We start from the raw sequence: 20,707 nt of genomic DNA on the forward strand, positions 1-20,707 counted from the left end.
TTATCGCCCAAACTGGTTAAATTTTAACAGTGACAACTATCCTGCCAGAGGGGGAAGTGTGGGGAGTTTTACGAAGAAGAAGTTACTTCTTTTGAAGTTACTGGTGGTTCAAGTAGGCAGATGGGGGATGAGAATGAATACACCGCAATAATCTCTGAAGAATGTCATAACTGTGGTTCCAGCTATGAGGTAGAGATGAAGGTTTGGGAATACCCTATAGGTATTATCAATTACACATCTGAAAAATCGAGTGGCGTTGCAGAACTCGAAGCTGATTATGAGCTTTATGATACACCAGTACACGATAGCTCTAGGGTCATGGGGGCTGCAGCTGGAGGTGCAATATTTGGAGCATCAATTGGAGGCCCATTTGGCGCTATTATAGGTGGCATTTTAGGAGGCTTAATTGGAGACTCTGTAGCGAAAGGGGATAAAAATGGATAAAGCCATATATATTCCATCGGCTATATTGGGAGCTATCTTGATCTTAATATATACATACAGGTGTCACAGAGCGAAACGCGAGTTCAATCAGGCTGTAATGGTAAACGCCATACTTCAATCCAGTGGTATCATATGCGGTTTTTTGCTCATTCTAGGAACGTTTAATGATGATGCTAAAAAACTACTAAATGAAATTGATCTATACATATTAATCGCTGGTTTTGCGGTGACTGCAGCTTCAGTGAAAGGAATCTACAAGGATATATTCCTATCCACTGTAATCAAACCTCAAGAATCTAAAGCATCGCTAAAGCGTCAAGAGGAGGTCAAAACGAATCAGTAAACATAGCAAACTATTCAAGATTGATTTGCAACGCTTTGCATTTTTACCATTCGTTTGTTAAAGCAAACAAGATGGTTACAGCTTAGCGTTACGCATCACGCTCAAAACCTAAGTTCGATATTGGCAATTCAGTGTCATGCCAGTGGTGGTGGCTATATGACCCGAAAAATTTTTATTTCGCGGGGTGTAGCCGCGTTTGCGACCTTATAGGCTGCAGAAGAACCTAGGTTACTGAATTTACTGACTAGCTAGACAATAAAGATAGATGATATTTTGCGTAACTATTACCTTTAGATGCTGACGATTGTAACAGCAATATTGCTTTTTCTTTATCAACAGCTCCACCCTGCCCTCTCAAATAAAGCAATGCTAAGCGCAACTCACCTTTAGCATCTTCTAATTGTACAGCTTGTTTATAATACCGCTTCGCTTGCTCGTAATCCTGACCCACACCGTAACCATATTCATAGAGATACCCTAAGTGAACAAAAGCTAGGCTGTAAAACTGATTAGAAGATTTTTCAAACCAATATTTAGCTTTAGTGAAGTTCGTAGGTGTCCCATGCCCACGCTCATACATTTGAGCCAAATTATTTTGAGCATACATGTGGTTCTGTTCCGCAGCCTGCTTATACAAAGAGAAAGCCATCTCATAATTACCAAGCGTTGGAGATTGGCTATCATAAGATAATGCTAAATTATATATAGCATCCAAATTACCCTGAGCTACAGCCTGCTTGTACCACTCTTGTGCTTTGGGGTAATCCCTTTCTATAAAGTGGTATATCCAACCTATATTATTCATGCACGCTGGGTTGCTCACTTCAGGTGAAGTTAGATGCCAATCCAACAAGCTATTCAACGCTTTAGGGTTGCTATAATAATCAGAAGCTTTGATATCTTTACTGCAGCTTTTTTCTTCAAAAGAATAAATGGGGTCATGTTCAGTGCTCAAAATACTCACAGATTTTGGGCTACTTACACAACCCATGACTTGCTGGGTTAGCAATACGATGACTCCGGCTTTAAAAATGCTCTCCAAACCTATAACTTTACCCACGAACCACAACTCCAAATTAATTATTCAGCAACGATACTATTGATCTCATCAATCTCTGCCATTGTGCCGCAAAAGCTGAGGCTTATTCAATCGAAATGCCGAAGATTACGATTCAACTTGAGTATAATTTCGATATGCAAGACGGCTGCCTTTAGAACATTCAATTATTGTAATGTTGATAACCAAATTGCACTCCTCCCAAATCTAGCCCTACACTCGATCTCGTTAGATAGCATCTCAGATATAAACTTCTCAAAAGAGAACTGGCCCAACTTGGTGACAAATCACATCGCTCTGCAATAAGTTGCGCTGTCACTTCTTCACCCTGCTTTATCGAATTAAATACCTTTAATTGGGTCTTGCTTAACTTCACCCATTTCACCTGGTGCGGGGCAAGTCGCGCAGCGGCCACTAGAATGTGATTCACCTCACATTTTTTGCTCGGATTTACCCATACTAATACTGTCCTCTGCAATTATGATCTAGATGGTTTTTACTTGTTGATCTAACAGATCATTTTCAATGTGAACGTTTTTTAAAAATCAGCAATAAAGCAGTCTCGCCAGCAATTCTTTAGCCACGAATGATAGATTTGATATGCTAGCGGTAACTCCCTTGCCCTTCCTTTTTCCAATCGAGCAGTATCAACTCAACTACTTCTCCTATCTCTTGTGAGTTCGCTCTTCCAACTAATCTCTTACAAACTAATTATTTAGAACTAAGCTGTATAGAAGCAACGGAATGCGGATGAGGTGCATATGGGAAAACAGGCTGTCTTTATATCGTTCATACCACCTTTACCATTACTAATAGCAACTGTTGTTTTTACTCCAACCGCATGGCCCAACAAAGATTACGGCCCGCTAATCAGTTATACCCAAGCACCACTACAGTCGGTTCGTCTCACCCCGTCGCTCCGTTCAGGCTTCCCTCTTGAAGAGAATAAGGTTGAAGTGTTTACAACCTTCACCGCCGCGAGTATCTGGGCCCACTCCCACGACTATCACTTAGACTATTATCAAAACCAACTTCAAACTGGCCTACGATGGCAATTAACCACAGCATGGCAAGTAGAGCTCAATTACCGCTGGTTATACGCCGCCAATAATCACCTCGACAAAATTACCATTAACTTTCACGACCTATTTAGCATCGACCAAGCAGGTCGAGATCAGAAAGACAGACACCAATTCGACATCTATGCACCAGACCATGATGTCAATAATCGAGACTTCTCCGGCGACACATTGACTAACGCTTTCACGCTCTACACCCAATATCAAATCATAGATATAGAAAACCACGGCTTATCTTTTGGCGTCTCCCTCTATCATAACAACGTCAGCCACGGTGCATTTAAGGGAAACAGCACCGAACAAAGCGCTCAACTCAACTATGCATACCAACTCGACATCAATACCTTCTATACAAGCTTAGGGTGAGCGAATCAGTCCAGTAGAGAAGCAGAGAATAGCTTTTCTCATAAGAAGACGACATGGTCATGGATGGGCGGCTATCAACTCACGCTATTTGAAAACCATGAATTGCATCTTGAATACCGTTGGTATGAAGGCGCAGAAGATGGTGACACTGAGTTTTCAGAAGCCGCGAATGAAATGATGTTTGGCTATCGCTATCTCATGCAACGCTCGGCAGTTGAGATATCCATAATCGAGAACATCTTCAACATGAACAACTCCACCGATGTGACCTTCCAATAGGCCTATCGTCATCAGTGGTAAATGGCAGAAACAAAAAAGTCGAACGGTTAAATTCGACTTTGGAATACTATGTTATTTCTATATAAGTCAGAGCAACTACGCACTCATGATTCTTGAGACTGCGTTGCGAATGTCAGAATCGGCAGCGTTCGCAGGCAAGCTGAATGAGATGTATTGGTCGCCACGGAAGCTCATTGAGCGGTCGATTTCTGCTAGGCAGTGAACCATTGAACCTTCAACGATGAATGACAGCTCGATCTCTTTATTATTCATGAAGCCGCCGCTGCGAAACTCAATCTCTTGGTAACAGCCAGAGCGAGAAGCAAAGCTGTTGCCTTTCAAGAAGCCCTTCTCTACATCAGCTTTCACCATTGCCATTCCCGATGCTTCCACACCTTGGATGATTTTAGCGACTGTTGGCAATGGGTGTACAGAGATGAAGTCGCGGTCTTTAGGATCAATCGCGAAGCCGATATCTAGGTTGGTTTCAACCCACACATGGCATTGGTTCATTTGTGCATTCAACGCAGTGACTGGCGTTTCATCATTTAACTTAAGACGGAATGGAACCAGTTTGGTTTCGCCCGGTTGGATAACGAAAGGCTCTACCGCTTGAATACGACCCAGTGAAAAGGTTTCGTAGCTGGTACTGTCTTCCGTTTCTACTTTTACTTCTGTGTTGATAACCAAGTTAATCAAGTCGATTTGTTGCTCAACGTCGCCACCAACAATGTGAACATTGCCAGACAACTCTCCACCTTGGAAAACTTCAATATTATCTAAGACAGTATCAACCTTTGCTGCACCGATGCCCAACGAGGCCTTTAATTTCTTAAACATATTATTTCCCTTTCTAATTATCTGATTTACGAATAGTTATTGCGTGACAATTTGCGACACTTGCCTCACAGAATCAAGCAATTTGCCCCATCTATGTTGAATAAGGTCACATTGCCCGAGGAAATGTTGAAATCGTGAAAAATTCCGTTACTCTATTTGTATAGTCAAATAAGGTTTCATTATGTCGAAAGCGCCGCTCTACCTTCAGATAAAACAGTTCATAGACGAGAATATCAACAGTGGTCACTGGCCAGTGGGTTACCAGATAACCACAGAACTCGAACTCACAGAGCAGTTCAATGTGAGTCGAATGACGGTCAATAAAGCGATTCGAGATCTTGTGTCTGAAGGCAAACTCATCAGGAAGCCAAGACTGGGGACTTTTGTTTGTGAACCAGACGAAAAAGCGCAATCTCCGTTGCTTGATATCAACAACATCGCGCAAGAGATCAAAGACCGAGGCCAAACGTATACTAGCCAAGTTATCAAACACGATAGCATCAAAGCTGATGAAAGCACGGCTACACGGTTAGGTGTGATGATTAATGCAGAAGTGTTCTATAGTGAAATCATACACTTTGCCGACAACGCACCGATTCAATTGGAAGCGCGTTGGGTGAACTCTCAAACCGCTCCAAAATACCTAGAGCAAGATTTCTCAACCTCTACACCCAACGAATACCTTTCAAAAAGCTGCCCGTTGAGTGCTATCGAGCATACGGTTGAAGCCATTATTCCTGACTCTCAAATTAGAACGTCACTAAAACTTTCTGAATCAGAGCCTTGCCTACTTTTGAATAGAAGAACATGGAGCAAAGAGCGCCTAATCAGCTTTGCATTGCTCTACCATCCTGGTTCTAAGTACAAATTAAGCTCCAAGATACTTCTAGATTAAAGAACATCATCCTGATCGCCGATCACATTTTTGCAACATCAACTTGATTCGGGTCAGCGTTTAGCCTATTTATTTGTATATACATTTAATGTTTAGCAAAGATCTAGGTGATTATGAATTTGATCCTCAAAAACGCACGAGTGGTCTCCATGAGCTCGGGAGCCGATGGCTATCAGCCCTCTTCCCCTCAAGATATCGTTATCGAAAGCGGTAAAATCGTGTCCATCTCTTGTTCAAACCAAGGCGTACTTGCTTCTGAGTTAGAACAAGTAAGTGTTGATGGTTCTTTGGATTACATCACCTATGATTGCAAAAACAAGTTAGTCACCCCTGGGCTGATTGATTGCCACACTCACCTCGTATTTGCGGGTAATCGTGCCAATGAATTTGAGCAGCGTTTGAATGGTGTGTCTTACACCGACATCGCCAAGCAAGGCGGCGGCATTCTAGCGACAGTCACTGCAACACGCGCAGCGCAAGAGTCTGAGCTGGTTGAAATGGCATTACCGAGACTTGATGGCCTACTAAGAAGTGGCGTAACCAGCATCGAAGTAAAATCTGGCTATGGTTTAACACTTGATGATGAACTCAAAATGTTACGCGCAGCCAAAGCTTTAGAGAATCATCGCCGAATTAATATCACCACGACTCTCCTTGCAGCGCATGCTGTGCCACCCGAATACAAAGAGCAACCGGACAGCTATATCGATCTGGTTTGCCAAGAGATCATTCCTAAAGCTGCAGAGCAAGGGCTCGCCGATGCGGTTGACGTGTTCTGCGAGTCTATCGGCTTCAACCTAGAACAGACCGAACGTGTATTTGCAACAGCCAAAGCACATGGGCTCGCGATTAAAGGCCACACTGAACAACTTTCAAATATGAGCGGCAGTGCGCTCGCAGCTAAATACGGTGCACTCTCTGTCGACCATGTTGAATACCTTGATGAAACCGGAGTAAAAGCGCTGGCAGAATCAGGCACAGTCGCCACCTTATTACCCGGTGCTTTCTACTTCTTGAAAGAGACTCAACAGCCACCTGTTGCTTTACTTCGTGAACACAAAATCCCAATGGCGATCGCGACCGACTTAAACCCCGGCACTTCACCCTTTGCTGATTTAACGCTGATGATGAACATGAGCTGCACCCTGTTTGGCACGACACCTGAAGAAGCATTGCGTGGTGTAACTTGCAACGCTGCCGCTGCCATTGGCGACTCACAAACTAAAGGCAAAATTGAAGTTGCTTATGCCGCTGATTTAGCTATCTGGAATATCGAGCACCCTGCCGATCTAAGCTATCAAGTCGGTGTTCCTCATCTTCATAAACGCATTGTTAATGGCGAGGTGTGTCATGACTCAATCTAATTCCAACGGCATTCAAAAGAACTCAGAAACCGTACATAACTTCGTGTGGACGGGACGTAATGATCTTGAAGATGGCGCACTAGGTACACGCGTTCATCACATTACCAAACAAGTGCAACATAGTGATTTAAGTGACGAGCTTAATGACCGCGCAATCGCCTTGGTAGGCTTTGCCAGCGATGCAGGCGTTGCAAGAAACAAAGGTCGAGTGGGCGCGAAACAAGCACCCAACCTGATTCGTCAAGCGTTAGCTAATATGGCTTGGCACAGTGACGCACACATCGCTGACCTTGGTGATATCGAGTGCAATGATGGTAAGCTCGAAGTCAGTCAAAAACAGTGTGCTTCTGTGATTGCCAATGCTTTAGCAATCAACAAAGTGATTACCCTCGGCGGTGGTCACGAAGTGGCTTGGGCATCTTTCCAAGGACTCGCTGATCATTTACATCAAATGGAACACCTTGATAAAGATCAGCCAGAACGCAAACCTAAGATCGGCATCGTTAACTTTGATGCTCACTTTGATCTTCGTGAATTTGAAAGCGACATCGCCGATGTTAAACCGAGCTCAGGCACGCCTTTCAACCAGATAAGTGATTACTGCCACACACATCAATGGCCGTTTCATTACGCTTGCCTTGGCGTTAGCGCGGCCAGCAATACCAAAGCGCTGTTTAATAAAGCTGACCAACTGGGTGTTTGGTATGAACACGACCGCAACATGACCCAAGTTAACCAAGTTGCTCAACTGGTTAAGTTGCAAAAATTTATCGCTGAGTGTGATTACCTCTATCTCACCATTGATCTCGATGTATTCCCCGCGGCGACTGCGCCGGGCGTAAGTGCACCAGCGGCAAGAGGCGTGAGCTATGAAGCACTCGCTCCTTTTCTAGAACAGATTTTCCAACACAGTGAAAAACTCATTATCGCGGACATTGCGGAATACAACCCAGACTACGACATCGATGGCCAAACGGCTCGGTTGGCGGCACGTTTGTGTTGGGATATAGCCAGTGCAATGGCCAGTGAATAATCCAGCTATACCGATAACTACAACTACAACGATATAACGTGAAACAGAAGGAATTCCAAAATGACGGAACACCACAACAGTGACCCTCGTCTCGACACGACTCGCGAAATTCGCGCACCTCATGGCACCACTTTGCGCGCTAAATCTTGGTTAACAGAAGCACCACTACGTATGCTGATGAACAACCTAGACCCTGATGTGGCAGAACACCCACATGCACTGGTTGTGTATGGCGGTATTGGTCGCGCGGCACGTGATTGGAAATGTTATGACAAGATTGTTGAAGTATTAGAGCGTTTAGAAGACGACCAAACGTTACTTGTTCAATCAGGTAAACCTGTGGGCGTGTTCCCGACTCATAAAAACGCACCTCGCGTGCTAATTGCTAACTCGAACCTTGTTCCACACTGGGCGAACTGGGAACACTTCAACGAGCTCGATAAAGAAGGCTTGATGATGTACGGCCAAATGACAGCGGGCAGCTGGATCTACATTGGTTCACAAGGCATCGTTCAAGGTACTTATGAAACGTTTGTTGCTATCGCGAAAAAGCACTTCCAAGGCGAAGCAAACGGCAAGTGGGTTCTAACTGGTGGTCTTGGCGGCATGGGTGGTGCTCAACCTCTTGCTGCAACTATGGCTGGCTTCTCAATGATCGCGGTTGAATGTGATGAATCACGAATCGACTACCGCTTGCGTACTGGCTATGTCGACAAAAAAGCCACCAGCATAGATGAAGCGATGGCAATGATTAAAGAATCAGACACACCAATCTCTGTAGGCCTATTAGGCAACGCTGCTGATGTATTCCCAGAGTTAGTTGAACGCAATATCACGCCTGACGTCGTGACTGACCAAACCTCTGCCCACGATCCACTGAACGGCTACTTGCCTCAGGGTTGGACGATGGAAAAAGCGGCACAAGAACGTTTAGTTGATGAAGCGAAAGTAGTGAAAGCCGCTAAGCAATCTATGGCTATTCAAGTACAAGCCATGCTAGATCTTCAGTACCGTGGCGCTGCGACTGTAGATTACGGCAACAACATTCGCCAAATGGCACTGGAAGAAGGCGTGGAAAACGCATTTGATTTCCCAGGTTTCGTTCCTGCTTATATTCGTCCTTTATTCTGTGAAGGTATCGGGCCGTTCCGTTGGGCTGCCCTTTCTGGCGACCCAGAAGATATCTACAAAACAGACCAAAAAGTAAAAGAACTGATTCCAGACAACCCACATCTTCATAACTGGTTAGATATGGCGCGTGAACGCATTCAGTTCCAAGGTCTACCAGCGCGTATTTGTTGGGTTGGCTTGAAAGATCGTGAACGTTTAGGCCAAGCATTCAATGAAATGGTTAAAAATGGCGAACTGAAAGCACCCGTTGTTATCGGTCGTGACCACCTAGATTCAGGTTCAGTAGCGAGCCCGAACCGCGAAACAGAAGGCATGATGGATGGATCAGATGCCGTATCAGATTGGCCTCTATTGAACGCCCTTCTAAATACTGCAGGTGGCGCAACATGGGTTTCTCTGCACCACGGTGGCGGCGTTGGCATGGGCTTCTCACAACACTCAGGTATGGTGATTTGTTGTGACGGTAGCGAAGATGCGTCACAACGTATTGCTCGTGTACTTCACAATGATCCGGCTACTGGCGTTATGCGTCATGCTGATGCGGGTTACGATATTGCCAAGCAGTGTGCTAAAGAGCAGAAGCTTGATTTACCTATGCTAAACGAAGAACTTCGTCGCCTTTAATGTCTGGAGAGAACATGTTGAATTTATTACTTAAGCCAGGACTTCTAGGCCTGCCTGAACTGCGTAAGATTAGCCGTAGCCCTGTAAACTTATCACTCGATCCAGCAGCGATTCCTGATATTGAAGCGAGCATGCACGTTGTCGAGCAAGTGATTGCTGAAGATCGCACTGTGTATGGCATCAACACGGGTTTTGGCTTGTTAGCAAATACCAAAATCGCCCCTGAGGATTTAGAAGTACTACAGAAAAGTATCGTGCTTTCTCACGCGGCGGGCATTGGTAAATTCATGTCTGATGAAACCGTGCGTTTGATGATGGTATTGAAGATTAACAGCTTGTCTCGCGGTTACTCGGGTATCCGCCTCAAAGTGATTAATGCTCTTATCGATCTTGTGAACGCACAGGTTTACCCGTGTGTTCCACAAAAAGGATCAGTAGGCGCATCTGGAGATCTTGCTCCCCTCGCCCACATGAGTACCGTTTTGCTAGGTGAAGGCCAAGCACGCCACAACGGCAAGCTCATCACTGGCTTAGAAGCAATGCAGATCGCAGGTCTTGAACCAATCACACTTGCGCCGAAAGAAGGCTTAGCGCTGTTAAACGGCACACAAGCATCGACTGCCTTTGCATTAGAAGGTCTGTTCGCAGCAGAAGACTTGTTCGCTTCTGCGACTGTGTGTGGTGCAATGTCTGTTGAAGCCGCACTGGGTAGTCGTCGCCCGTTTGACCCTCGAATTCACCGCGTTCGTGGTCATCGTGGTCAAATGGATGCCGCGCTTGCTTATCGCCATATGCTTGATCAAAAGAGTGAGATTGGTGAATCACACACTTGCTGTGAAAAGGTTCAAGACCCTTACTCGCTACGTTGTCAGCCTCAAGTGATGGGTGCCTGTTTACAGCAAATTCGTAATTCAGCAGAAACATTAAACGTTGAAGCGAACTCGGTATCGGACAACCCATTGGTATTTGCTGAAGACGGCGACATTATTTCAGGTGGTAACTTCCACGCAGAACCTGTGGCAATGGCAGCGGATAACCTAGCACTTGCGATTGCAGAAATTGGTAGCCTTTCTGAACGAAGAATGGCACTACTGATTGATAGCGCACTAAGCAAACTTCCACCTTTCTTGGTCGATAACGGCGGCGTTAACTCAGGCTTTATGATTGCTCAAGTAACGTCTGCTGCTCTGGCAAGCGAGAATAAAACACTGGCACACCCAGCATCAGTAGACAGCCTTCCAACATCGGCAAACCAAGAAGATCATGTATCTATGGCAACCTTTGCGGGTCGTCGACTGCGTGACATGGCAGAAAACACTCGTGGCATCTTGGCCGTTGAATACTTAGCAGCAGCACAAGGCCTGGACTTCCGAGCGCCAAACCTATCGTCACCTCGAGTAGAAGAAGCAAAACAAATTCTGCGTGAAAAAGTGAGCTTCTACGACAAAGACAGATATTTTGCACCGGATATTGAACAAGCTAACCTGTTGCTCAAATTGTCCGTTCATAATCACCTAATGCCAGAAGGTACTTTGTGTAGCTTTTAAAGCAAAAACATTCTGAACAACACCCATTAGAGTGTCATATAAACAAGGGCTATTAATTAGCCCTTGTTGCATTGAGCCAAAGGCCATATCTCCCTTCAAATCGTCACATACCATCCAACGTATTTATCTAATTGACTGATATATAAGCAAAGTTAACTGGATAGACCATTAAAACCAAGTTAGTTAGCTATAATCCCCGCCAGATTTGATGACTAATAGCGATACTATGTTTCTGACACCTTACTTTTCTACTGAAGACAATCAATTTCAATTCACTCGTGAACAAGCTAGCCACTTTGCAAAAAAAGTAGCCGCTGACTTCAACCCAATTCACGATGAAGACAACAAGCGCTTCTGCGTGCCTGGCGATCTTTTGTTTGCAGTACTTCTGCAAAAAGAAGGCATCAGCCAAAAAATGCGTTTTGATTTTTCAGGTATGGTAGGTAACGGTATTGCGCTAAGCGTTGACAACAAGTGTGAGAAAGAAAGCTCACTGGTTGACGAGAAAGGCAAAGAGTACCTGCACATGTCTTGTGAAGGTGAAAAGAGCCACGATCAAGCATTCATCGAGCACGTAGTAACAAACTACGTTAAGTTCTCTGGCATGAACTTCCCACACATCATGGTTCCTCTTATGGAAGAACAACAAATGATGATCAACTGCCAGCGTCCTCTAGTGATTTACGAGAGCATGGAAGTTGAATTTACTCGCCTAGACCTGTCTCACCCAGAAGTTGAATTCTCTGGCGCGACTTTTGATGTTGAAGGCAAACGTGGCATCGTGACTCTGAACTTCGATTTCAAAGAAGACGGCGAAGTAGTCGGTAAAGGCGTGAAGCGCATGGTAGCAAGTGGCCTTAAGCCATACGACCAAGCTTCTGTAGACGACCTAGTAAACCGCTTCAACGAGCGTAAAGAGATGTTTCTAGCTCAGTTCGCAGCTGCCGCTTAATCAGCATCCTTATTTACATCACTTGATGTAAACAGCTAAAAACAAGATCAATAAAGCCCAGCTTGGTATCACAAGCTGGGCTTTTTCATTTCGATGACTAATGACATCAAGCTACTCAAGTCAAAACTAAACCCAGCGTCTAACCTTTTGTTTATAATCAACATATTCCGCACCGAACAATTGCTCTAGAGCGCGTTCTTCTGGCTTAATTTGGAACTGATTCATGTACATTACGAATACAAAACTGAGTAAAACACTGAACAGGTTTTGGAAGAAATAGCCAAAACAAAACAGTAGGATAAATAGCCCTAGATACATAGGGTTTCGCGTGTAGCCAAAGATTCCACTGTCCACAACTGCAGAAGCGGTGTCGACTTTGATCGGATTAACGGTGGTTTTCTGTTTGCGAAACTCCCATATGCCTGATATCCCAATAACACCACTCAAGACAATCCCGATACCGAGCACAACCATTCGATAAGGCATTGCCAATGTTCCTTGGCTCAACTGCTGAGCGCAGAAGTATGATGCTACGAATACAATAATGAACAGTGCAACGGGTGGTACTTTTAATTCTAGAAAATTCATACTTTTCCTTATTAACATTCCTTTGTTAGTTTAGAAAAAAGCCCAGCAATTGCTGGGCTAAATGTATTAAAGAATTTTTGCTAGCGCTTGTAATGGGTGAGCAAGCTTCTCACCTTCAAAACGCTTCACTTGGCTACGGCAAGAATAGCCCGTCACCAAACAACGATCTTTTGGTAAGTCCTGCATTTGAGGCTTCCAGCTTAAACCGTATATGTCTTTCGACATTTGTAACTTATCAACTTCATGCCCGAAGGTGCCCGCCATACCACAACAGCCAACCGGAACGCTGGTTAACGCAGCACCAAAGTGCTTGAAGATAGTGCCCCACTCTTTTTCAGCGTTCGGCATTTTGGTTTTCTCAGTACAGTGAGCAAACAAGTACCACATATCTTCACTTGCTGAACGTGCTTCGAACTCACCTAACGATGGCATTAACCATTCATGCACGGTAAGCACATCAAAGTCGCCACGTTTGTCACCTAAGATCTCTACGTATTCATCGCGGTAACAAAGCACAAGAGCCGGGTCCACACCCACCAAAGGAATACCGATATCCGCCACCATCGACAAGAAATCCGATGTTGATTTCGCTTCACGCGCAAAACGACTTAAGAAGCCTTTAATGTGCAGAGCTTTACCATTTGGCTTAAACGGCAGCAACACCGGAATTTTACCAAGTTTTTGAGCCAGAGTGATGAAGTCTTCAATCACCTCCGCATCATAAAAGCTAGTGAACGGGTCTTGAACGATCAGCACATGCTGTTTCTTCTCTTCAGAAGACAAGCCTTCTAAGTACTGTAAGTCGAAGAGTTGCAGCTCTTTGCTCGCCAGACGATTTTTAAGTGTAGGTACCGACATCAGTGGTGCATCAACATAACCGACCGTTTTCGCCGTTGCGGTTTGTATCCATTTTTGACCCAAGGCAGCGTTAACAACCTTTGGCGCTTTCGCCATTAGCGGCAGCATGGTTTCAATGTTGGCGACTAAATAGTCTTTTGCAGGGCGTTGGTAGCGTGAGTAATAAATGTTTAAGAATCGAGAACGGAAGCTCGGAACATCAACTTTAATAGGACACTGGCTCGCACACGCTTTACACGCCAAACAACCGTTCATCGCTTCATGAACTTCATGCGAGAAATCGTACTCATGGCGTTTGTTCATCGTGTTACGAACACGTTCCACCATGGTTTTAATCGGAGTATTGTCCTTCAGCGCTTCTTGCTCTAAATCGAGAATATCGACGCCTTGTTCCGTTAACTGACGTAACCATTCACGAACCAAGCCTGCACGGCCCTTTGGTGAATGACGACGGTCAGCCGTGACTTTCATCGAAGGACACATTGGCGAACTCGTATCGTAGTTGAAACACAAGCCGTTACCATTACATTCCATCGCTTGCTTGAAGCTATCACGGACTTGTACGTCGATCTGACGATCGTAGAAACCACGCTTGGTATCAGTGACTTTCACCAACTCAGCATCGCTTTCTAACGGCGTACAGATCTTGCCTGGGTTCATCTTGTTATGCGGGTCAAATGCCGCTTTAACTCGTCTTAATTCGGTAAACAGCTCTTCACCAAAGAAGTCAGGACCATACTCAGAACGGAAGCCTTTACCGTGTTCACCCCACATCAAGCCGCCGTATTTAGCCACCAGCTTAACCACTTCATCAGAGACTTCATGCATCAATGCTTCTTGCATCGGATCACACAAATCTAAAGCAGGACGAACGTGCAGTACGCCCGCATCCACGTGACCAAACATGCCGTAGTTCAACTCTTTTGAATCGAGTAATACTCTAAATTCAGAGATGAAGTCGGCCAAGTTTTCTGGTGGTACACAGGTATCTTCAGCAAAAGCGACTGGCTTAGCTCGGCCTTTCGCCGCACCTAATAGACCTACCGCTTTCTTACGCATGTTGTAGATTCGGCCAATGCTCGCTAAATCACTGCACACTTGGAAGCCAATCACACCCGCGTCTTCAGTTTCTACCATGCTTTCAAGCTGTGCGGTCAGCGCTTGAACTTGTTGTTCAACTTCCGCTTCATCTTGGCCTGCAAACTCAACCATGTTGATACCAAGCATCTCTTTATTTGGAACATCCATAAGCAAATCGCTCACGGTGTGCCAAACAATGTCTTGTTTCGCTAGGTTCAATACTCTTGAGTCAACGGTTTCAACAGACAGCGCTTTCGCTTCTACCATGAACGGCGCATTACGCAGTGCAGAATCGAACGTGTTGTATTTCACGTTAACCAACGTTCGTGCTTTTGGAATCGGCGTGAGGTTCAGCTTTGCTTCAGTGATGAATGCTAATGAACCTTCTGCACCACATAGAACACGAGTCAGGTCAAAGCTATCGTCTTCTTCGTTGATTGCGTTCTTTAAATCGTAACCAGTTAAGAAGCGGTTCAATGGTGGGAATTTATTAAGAATTTGAGCGCGCTTATCTCGACAAACGGCTTCAGTTACTGTAAGGGCATGGTGAGCAAATTCACCTTCAGCAGGTAAGCCGTGTGATAAATCGGATTCGAGACATGAACCATCTGCGAAGACGGCTTGCAGCGACAACACATGGTCAGACGTTTTACCGTACTTCAATGACCCTTGGCCCGAAGCATCGGTATTGATCATTCCACCTAAGGTTGCTCGGTTACTGGTAGAAAGGTCTGGAGAGAAAAAGTAACCATACGGACGCACAGCATCGTTCAATTGGTCTTTAACGATACCTGACTGAACTCTTACCCAGCCTTCTTGCTCGTTAATCTCAAGAACCTTGTTCATATAACGAGACAGGTCAACCACAACGCCTTTTGTTAAAGACTGTCCGTTGGTACCGGTGCCACCGCCACGAGGGGAAAAGGTCACGCGTTCATAAGCAGATTTTGCACCCACTTTACCGATCAACACAACGTCTTGAGTTGTTTTAGGGAGAATGACTGCCTGCGGCAATTGCTGATAGACACTGTTATCAGTCGCCACAGCCAAACGGCTAGAATATTGAGATTCAATGTCGCCAGTAAAGCCCGCTGTTTTTAGTTCATCTAAAAAGCGTACGACAACTGGATCGACATCAGCATTGAGTTGAAGTCTTGGTAACATTTGCTTCCTGCCCCTACTTCGCTGATCCTATCAGCATTGGGTTATCTGAGATTTTTAATATTTTTCTTTGAATTTCGTCACTTTACTACTATTAAGATCATATAAAAAGGTGATCAAATAAGAATCTCGGTGCAAGAATGGAGAAATAGTCACTTTCGTCTTAATTCAGTAGTAAGATAGTAGATAACTTTTTTACGACATCTCCATGAGCAAATAACAATGAAAAAAAGCAAAACAGTCACAACTGAAGATATTCTTCTTAAGCTATGCCAATCAGTCTCAAACGTACTTACTTCAGCGACGGCTTCACAGGTGTCCTACTCAGCCATGGTTCAAAAGATCAACAAGACAAGTCTTAAGCCAGATTTTGGTTGTTTCGTCTTGTTCGACGGCGGTTTTTCAGGTCTTGTTGTTATCAATTTTACGTCGAAAGCAGCGCTAGAGATCTACACAAATTACATGCGTAACATGGGCATGCCTGAAGACGAACTCGCTGTACTTCATACTTCAGACGAAGTAGGTGATGTATTAGGTGAGTTGATGAACCAGTTGGTTGGCGACTTTACCAACAAAATCCGTAAAGAACTGCAAACTAACATCACACAAAACCAACCGAAAATGCTAGCACTGAACAAGCAAGTGAACCTTTCTGTTGATACGAACTTAGATCGCCCGCAAGCTCGTCGTGTTACTTTCTCTACTGCCGACAACAACATTTTCTACCTTGAGCTTGCAATGGACAAAACAGAATTCATCCAATTGGAAGAATTTGAGATCGCTGAAGACGAATGCCCAGACAGTATTCTTGAAGCGACTCAGAAAAAAATGCAAGAACCAAAGCAGCCAGAGCAAAGTTCAGGCAACGATTCTGCAGCTGATTTACTCGATGAACTTGGAATCTAGTTTGCGAAAGCTCTAGCACTTCCTAAAAATCGTGTCACTAACGCCATCAATCCTCTTGATGGCGTTTTGTTTTGTCCGGGAGTCGCTACTTCCTTCATATATCCTTATCTTCCATAATCGTTCACCACATTCCTACAAATGACTTTTGACTTTGCTGTTACTCGCCAAAACATGTAAAATGTTGGACTTTTAAAAATTTGCGGTAATGATTAAGTTGTCGATGGATAAGAAAAAAGCCCTAAAGAAAATTGCCAAGTGTCTTGAGCTTGGAAACTCTGCGAACGTCAATGAAGCTGCCAATGCGATAAAAATGGCGCATAACTTGATGCTGAAATATGGTCTCGAAAAGGACGATATTGAATTTATCAAGATGGGAAAAACTCAATCCAGTCACCTGTTACCTGCAAATATCAGCTCTACACTGCTGCGTGTTATTCGTGGTATTAACACCAAGTTTGGCGTAGAAGCCGTGTTACTGAATCACAAAGGCCTTAAGCGCGTTGAATTCATTGGTGAAGCCGATCGCGCTATCTTCGCGGCTTTTGCGTTCGATATTATTTATCGCGAACTGAATGAGCACACTGGCCAATTCAGAAACAGTTTTGCGGGCTCGGGAACAGGGACACTAGAAGTAACACGTCGCGTAAACTCTTACGTTTCGGGTTGGGTAGAAGGTGCGCTTGAAAAACTGCCTGTTATCACCCCAGACGACGAGTCAAACAACAAGATCAATAACTACATTGATAAAGAGTTCCAAAACATCGACCGCGAAACGTTCAAACAACAACTCAGAGAAGCGATGAAAAACCTCACCGCAGACTATGAAGTTGGTTTGAAGAAAGGTCGAAAACTGTCTGTAAATCGACCAGTTGGCGGAACTCAAGCCGTTAAAAAGATAACTAAATCATAGAGCCACTTTACATTGCTTCAGCGTATTGATAAAAACCACCAATAGGACTTATTGTTGTCTTTCGTAATTCATGCGTTTGACAGAAGTACATGATGGAGAAATACGTTGAAAAAAATCACACTAGCCCTGGCACTCACTGTTGCTCTAACGGGCTGTCAAGCGACACAACGCCAAAACGCGACAACCGGCGAATCTGAGACTAATTCCGCAACTCAAGGCGCTTTAATTGGTGCAATCGCCGGCGCTGTTGCTGGTGCAGCTACGGGTGACGACTCTAAAGACCGTCGTAAGCGTGCACTCATCGGCGCAGCAGGTGGCGCCGCAGTTGGCGGTGGTATCGGTTACTACTTTGACCAGCAAGAAGCTGCACTTCGTGAAGAACTCATGAACTCAGGCGTTCAAGTAGAGCGTGTTGGTGAGAACCAACTTCTACTTCGCCTAGAGAACGGCATTGGCTTCGATTCTGGTTCTTACGCTTTAGAATCAAGCATCCACAAAACACTTCGCGGCGTTGCGCGCATCTTAGTTGAATACCCAGACACTAGCCTAGTGATCGAAGGTCACACTGACAGCACGGGCAGCGAGTCTTCTAACCAAGTTCTTTCTGAGCGTCGTGCTGAATCGGTTCGTGCATTCTTGATCTCTCAAGACGTTGCTGCAGGCCGTGCCATTGCTCGTGGTAACGGTGAACGTTACCCTCTATGTGACAACAACACCTCTCAAGGTCGCGCTTGTAACCGTCGCGTAGAAATTCAAATCTTGCCGCTTAAGTAGCACGATTAAAGCCCAGTTCGTCTTTATCTATTGAATTAACCTCTATATAGTTGCTTATCGTCGTGTTGCTTGTTCAAAGTCACACGACTAGCCATATTCATACTGATATACCGACTCTGGGCTTTTTAACGAGACTTATCTATTGTTTATCCTATCCAACTTTCTGTCATCATCACTTCTTAGAACTCTATTTTTCACCCTCATCTTTTCTACAATACAGTTCTCTACTGCACACATCGTTCATGCAGAAAGCAACGTTGCATTCTCGATAGAATCTCAACCTCAAGATCCAGTTTCTCAATACCAACTAGCTCAAGCTTATGAATCAGGTAATGATGTCCCTTTGAGCACCAACGATGCATTTTATTGGTACTCGCAATCCGCAGAAAACGGCAATGCAGATGCGCAATTTAGGCTGGGTCAATGGTACTTGGCAGGATCAGGTGTAGAGCAAAGCAACAAGCTAGCTTTAGAATGGTTTATTAAATCAGCCTTACAAGGTAACCAACGCGCGCCCATCGAAGTCGCAAAGCTCTACGAATCCTCACTTCAGGAAGAACTCCTAAAACCATTAGATGAAGCACAGCTATGGTATGAAGCGGCCTTAAAAAACAATCCAACAGCCGAAGATGGCTATAACCGTATTCTGGAAGCGCAATTCAACCAGCAACGTGCCAAGCAGATCTCTTCGATTGAGAAGCTCAATGACAACGTCATTGCTGAAAGCAGCACGAATCAGAGGCTATCTAATCCAGAGCGAGCAAGTAGCTCCCCTTCTTATCTGCCCTCTAGAGAGCAGGTAACACGTTCTAACCTAACGTATTCAGACTATCTAATTGGCACAGCCTTAGCCGTGTTGATTTCAATTGTCAGCATTATCATGACTCTGGTGATATCAAAAAGAAGACACGCTCTAAAATCGGGTGAATTGGGGCAACAAAAGCAGACACTTGAAGCACAGCTTAGCTCGAAAGACTTCACTATTAAGCAGCAGAAACGTCAGCTACACACGATGTTCCATGAGTTAAAAAAACAGAAAAATGACAACAGCCTGAACAATTTACAAGTAGCCTGCGCTCTATTTGGGTATACACCTAGCTCAATTCCGAATCAAAAAAGCATTAAAATTCGATATAAACAGCTATCCAAAATCTACCACCCTGATGGTTACGGATGTGACGAAGAGATGAAACGTTTGAACAATTCGCTAAAAACCATCCTTAAGAGTGTTGCAAAAACGTAAACAACCAAGCAAGCTCGATTTCCAAAGTCGCAAAGATATCGATTTTATTAGTACTGCAATCGATCCCCCTCTCAAAAACAGGTAACAAACTATTAACTAATGAGTCTTATTTGTGTCATAATTTGCGCCGAAAATACACCTGACTTAAACAGGTGAGGAGAGAATATGTTCACAATAGAAGGCGTTTGTGATTGGTGCAAAAAGCCAAGCCTAGTTAAAAAGCACGACTACCTAGATGGTAAGTGTCATCATGCATGTAAAGAGTGCAATGATATGGCCACCATTGATGTTCGCCAGTTCAATATTGGTGAAATGGAAATGAGAGCAAAACTCTCCCAAGCGACATTGAGATAAGCAACACCGTTGAAATATAAGAAAGCGCCTAAGGCGCTTTTTTTGTATCTGAGATTTATCTTCTTATCTTCTTATCTTCTTATCTTCTTATCTTCTTATCTTCTTATCTTCTATACAGGTGTATACAGTACTTTTCTGTCAAACCCACTGTATACACCTGTATAAAGCTCACATTTCTTCAACTTATGAGACAAAACAACAAATTCATTCAAATTTAATTTTTACCATATTTTCAACAGCTTAAATAAAAATCACTTACCCAACCAAGCAAGATCGTCCAATAATCCCTCAAAAAACACTTGATCTTATAAGCAACAAAAACTACTGTATACACATACAGCATGTATATAAGGACAGCAAAATGATTCCAGCACACGTTAAAGCACAACACTCTAGCCCGCTAACTCACTGCGCATTTACATCCGTCTCTCGTGACACAAAAAGTTCAAACGAAGAAGCGTTGTTTGCCAAAATGGCGTTGCTGTCCAATCAACATCAGTGGTTACTGTTTACGGCTCAAACACCAAGACCATCGGCTAAACAGCTGCAGCAACATAATGTTTGCTGTGATCGTGTTATTCACATGAAAGCCTCTAATCAAATGACAGAAATAGAAACCGTCGAGAAAGCCATTCGATCTAAGAATGCGAGCGCGATTGTTGCGAGTGCTTCGATTGATCAATTCAGTCAGCAATACCTAAGAACATTAGGAATGCGCTTTCAGTGCGAAGTCTTCTTTATTGATGCCAATTCAGAGCGTATTCACTAGACCACCTTACTTAATAACATTTTGGCTCAAATACATAGCTCAAAAACACAGTCCAAATATACTGCCTTCCCCTGCCCTACAATTCGCCAATTTTTTAGCTGATTGTTAGG

Annotated in this window: 19 protein-coding genes and 1 pseudogene; 15 read left to right on the forward strand and 5 right to left on the reverse strand. The window is 44.2% G+C overall.

Going from position 1 to position 20,707, the window contains the following annotated elements:
- Nucleotides 1-195: 195 nt before the first annotated feature.
- Both AB6E08_RS11045 and AB6E08_RS11050 read left to right on the forward strand, forming a co-directional pair.
- Nucleotides 196-444 carry a hypothetical protein gene (locus AB6E08_RS11045; protein ID WP_372159906.1) on the forward strand — a complete coding sequence of 83 codons (249 nt, stop codon included), beginning with the start codon at nucleotides 196-198 and terminating at the stop codon, nucleotides 442-444.
- On the forward strand, nucleotides 437-787 hold the full coding sequence (locus AB6E08_RS11050; protein ID WP_009846499.1) for a hypothetical protein: 351 nt from the start codon (nucleotides 437-439) through the stop codon (nucleotides 785-787). The genes AB6E08_RS11045 and AB6E08_RS11050 overlap by 8 nt, the downstream gene beginning before the upstream one ends.
- 244 nt (nucleotides 788-1,031) lie before the next feature.
- On the opposite strand, the gene AB6E08_RS11055 is transcribed toward AB6E08_RS11050, so the two are convergent.
- Together AB6E08_RS11055 and AB6E08_RS11060 are read right to left on the reverse strand one after the other, a co-directional pair.
- Nucleotides 1,032-1,847 (reverse strand): tetratricopeptide repeat protein, encoded by an 816-nt coding sequence (locus AB6E08_RS11055; RefSeq protein WP_372063590.1) that lies wholly within the window; start codon nucleotides 1,845-1,847, stop codon nucleotides 1,032-1,034.
- Nucleotides 1,848-2,007: 160 nt separating this feature from the next.
- On the reverse strand, nucleotides 2,008-2,322 hold the full coding sequence (locus tag AB6E08_RS11060; protein ID WP_372063592.1) for a MarR family transcriptional regulator: 315 nt from the start codon (nucleotides 2,320-2,322) through the stop codon (nucleotides 2,008-2,010).
- Between the two features lie 283 nt (nucleotides 2,323-2,605).
- On the opposite strand from AB6E08_RS11060, the pseudogene AB6E08_RS11065 reads away from it, so the two are divergent.
- Nucleotides 2,606-3,568, forward strand: a pseudogene (locus AB6E08_RS11065) (DUF3187 family protein).
- 96 nt (nucleotides 3,569-3,664) lie between these two features.
- Here the strand turns inward: AB6E08_RS11065 and AB6E08_RS11070 are convergent.
- Complete coding sequence (locus tag AB6E08_RS11070) at nucleotides 3,665-4,408, reverse strand: sporulation protein (RefSeq protein WP_372063594.1); 744 nt, start codon at nucleotides 4,406-4,408, stop codon at nucleotides 3,665-3,667.
- A gap of 181 nt (nucleotides 4,409-4,589) precedes the next feature.
- Here AB6E08_RS11070 and hutC point away from each other — a divergent pair, with 181 nt between their 5' ends.
- From hutC to AB6E08_RS11100, 6 genes are all read left to right on the forward strand, one after another.
- Nucleotides 4,590-5,303: a histidine utilization repressor gene (gene hutC, locus AB6E08_RS11075; RefSeq protein ID WP_372063596.1), complete on the forward strand. Its 714-nt coding sequence runs from the start codon at nucleotides 4,590-4,592 to the stop codon at nucleotides 5,301-5,303.
- A gap of 113 nt (nucleotides 5,304-5,416) precedes the next feature.
- The gene (gene hutI / locus AB6E08_RS11080) at nucleotides 5,417-6,667 is read left to right on the forward strand and encodes an imidazolonepropionase (protein ID WP_372063598.1); all 1,251 of its coding nucleotides are present in this window, start codon (nucleotides 5,417-5,419) and stop codon (nucleotides 6,665-6,667) included.
- Nucleotides 6,654-7,700, forward strand: coding sequence for a formimidoylglutamase (gene hutG / locus AB6E08_RS11085; protein WP_372063600.1), 1,047 nt, complete (start codon nucleotides 6,654-6,656; stop codon nucleotides 7,698-7,700). The genes hutI and hutG overlap by 14 nt, the downstream gene beginning before the upstream one ends.
- A 60-nt stretch (nucleotides 7,701-7,760) precedes the next feature.
- Nucleotides 7,761-9,455 carry a urocanate hydratase gene (hutU, locus tag AB6E08_RS11090; protein WP_102474737.1) on the forward strand — a complete coding sequence of 565 codons (1,695 nt, stop codon included), beginning with the start codon at nucleotides 7,761-7,763 and terminating at the stop codon, nucleotides 9,453-9,455.
- Nucleotides 9,456-9,469: 14 nt separating this feature from the next.
- Nucleotides 9,470-11,002, forward strand: coding sequence for a histidine ammonia-lyase (gene hutH, locus AB6E08_RS11095; protein ID WP_372063602.1), 1,533 nt, complete (start codon nucleotides 9,470-9,472; stop codon nucleotides 11,000-11,002).
- 226 nt (nucleotides 11,003-11,228) lie between these two features.
- A complete protein-coding gene (locus tag AB6E08_RS11100; protein ID WP_010438254.1) occupies nucleotides 11,229-11,954 on the forward strand; it encodes a DUF3581 domain-containing protein in 726 nt (241 codons plus the stop codon).
- 126 nt (nucleotides 11,955-12,080) lie between these two features.
- Here AB6E08_RS11100 and AB6E08_RS11105 read toward each other — a convergent pair whose 3' ends face one another.
- Together AB6E08_RS11105 and AB6E08_RS11110 are read right to left on the reverse strand one after the other, a co-directional pair.
- Nucleotides 12,081-12,542, reverse strand: coding sequence for an isoprenylcysteine carboxylmethyltransferase family protein (locus tag AB6E08_RS11105; RefSeq protein WP_017099834.1), 462 nt, complete (start codon nucleotides 12,540-12,542; stop codon nucleotides 12,081-12,083).
- 66 nt (nucleotides 12,543-12,608) lie between these two features.
- Nucleotides 12,609-15,644, reverse strand: a complete 3,036-nt coding sequence (locus tag AB6E08_RS11110; protein ID WP_017099833.1) for an FAD-binding and (Fe-S)-binding domain-containing protein — start codon at nucleotides 15,642-15,644, stop codon at nucleotides 12,609-12,611.
- A 219-nt stretch (nucleotides 15,645-15,863) separates the two neighbouring features.
- Here AB6E08_RS11110 and AB6E08_RS11115 point away from each other — a divergent pair, with 219 nt between their 5' ends.
- The 6 genes from AB6E08_RS11115 to AB6E08_RS11140 all read left to right on the forward strand — a co-directional run bounded on the left by AB6E08_RS11115 (nucleotide 15,864) and on the right by AB6E08_RS11140 (nucleotide 20,597).
- Nucleotides 15,864-16,547 (forward strand): DUF3334 family protein, encoded by a 684-nt coding sequence (locus tag AB6E08_RS11115; RefSeq protein ID WP_009846485.1) that lies wholly within the window; start codon nucleotides 15,864-15,866, stop codon nucleotides 16,545-16,547.
- A 220-nt stretch (nucleotides 16,548-16,767) separates the two neighbouring features.
- Complete coding sequence (locus AB6E08_RS11120; RefSeq protein ID WP_009846484.1) at nucleotides 16,768-17,457, forward strand: DUF2786 domain-containing protein; 690 nt, start codon at nucleotides 16,768-16,770, stop codon at nucleotides 17,455-17,457.
- A 105-nt stretch (nucleotides 17,458-17,562) separates the two neighbouring features.
- On the forward strand, nucleotides 17,563-18,231 hold the full coding sequence (locus tag AB6E08_RS11125) for an OmpA family protein (protein WP_009846483.1): 669 nt from the start codon (nucleotides 17,563-17,565) through the stop codon (nucleotides 18,229-18,231).
- Nucleotides 18,232-18,373: 142 nt separating this feature from the next.
- A complete protein-coding gene (locus AB6E08_RS11130) occupies nucleotides 18,374-19,474 on the forward strand; it encodes a tetratricopeptide repeat protein (RefSeq protein ID WP_017099832.1) in 1,101 nt (366 codons plus the stop codon).
- 165 nt (nucleotides 19,475-19,639) lie between these two features.
- Nucleotides 19,640-19,828: a hypothetical protein gene (locus AB6E08_RS11135; RefSeq protein ID WP_017098749.1), complete on the forward strand. Its 189-nt coding sequence runs from the start codon at nucleotides 19,640-19,642 to the stop codon at nucleotides 19,826-19,828.
- A 361-nt stretch (nucleotides 19,829-20,189) separates the two neighbouring features.
- Complete coding sequence (locus tag AB6E08_RS11140; protein ID WP_017099831.1) at nucleotides 20,190-20,597, forward strand: SulA-like leucine-rich domain-containing protein; 408 nt, start codon at nucleotides 20,190-20,192, stop codon at nucleotides 20,595-20,597.
- The last annotated feature ends 110 nt before the right edge of the window (nucleotides 20,598-20,707 follow it).

This window comes from Vibrio sp. 10N.247.310.24, assembly GCF_041467175.1.
Taxonomy (GTDB): domain Bacteria; phylum Pseudomonadota; class Gammaproteobacteria; order Enterobacterales; family Vibrionaceae; genus Vibrio; species Vibrio tasmaniensis_A.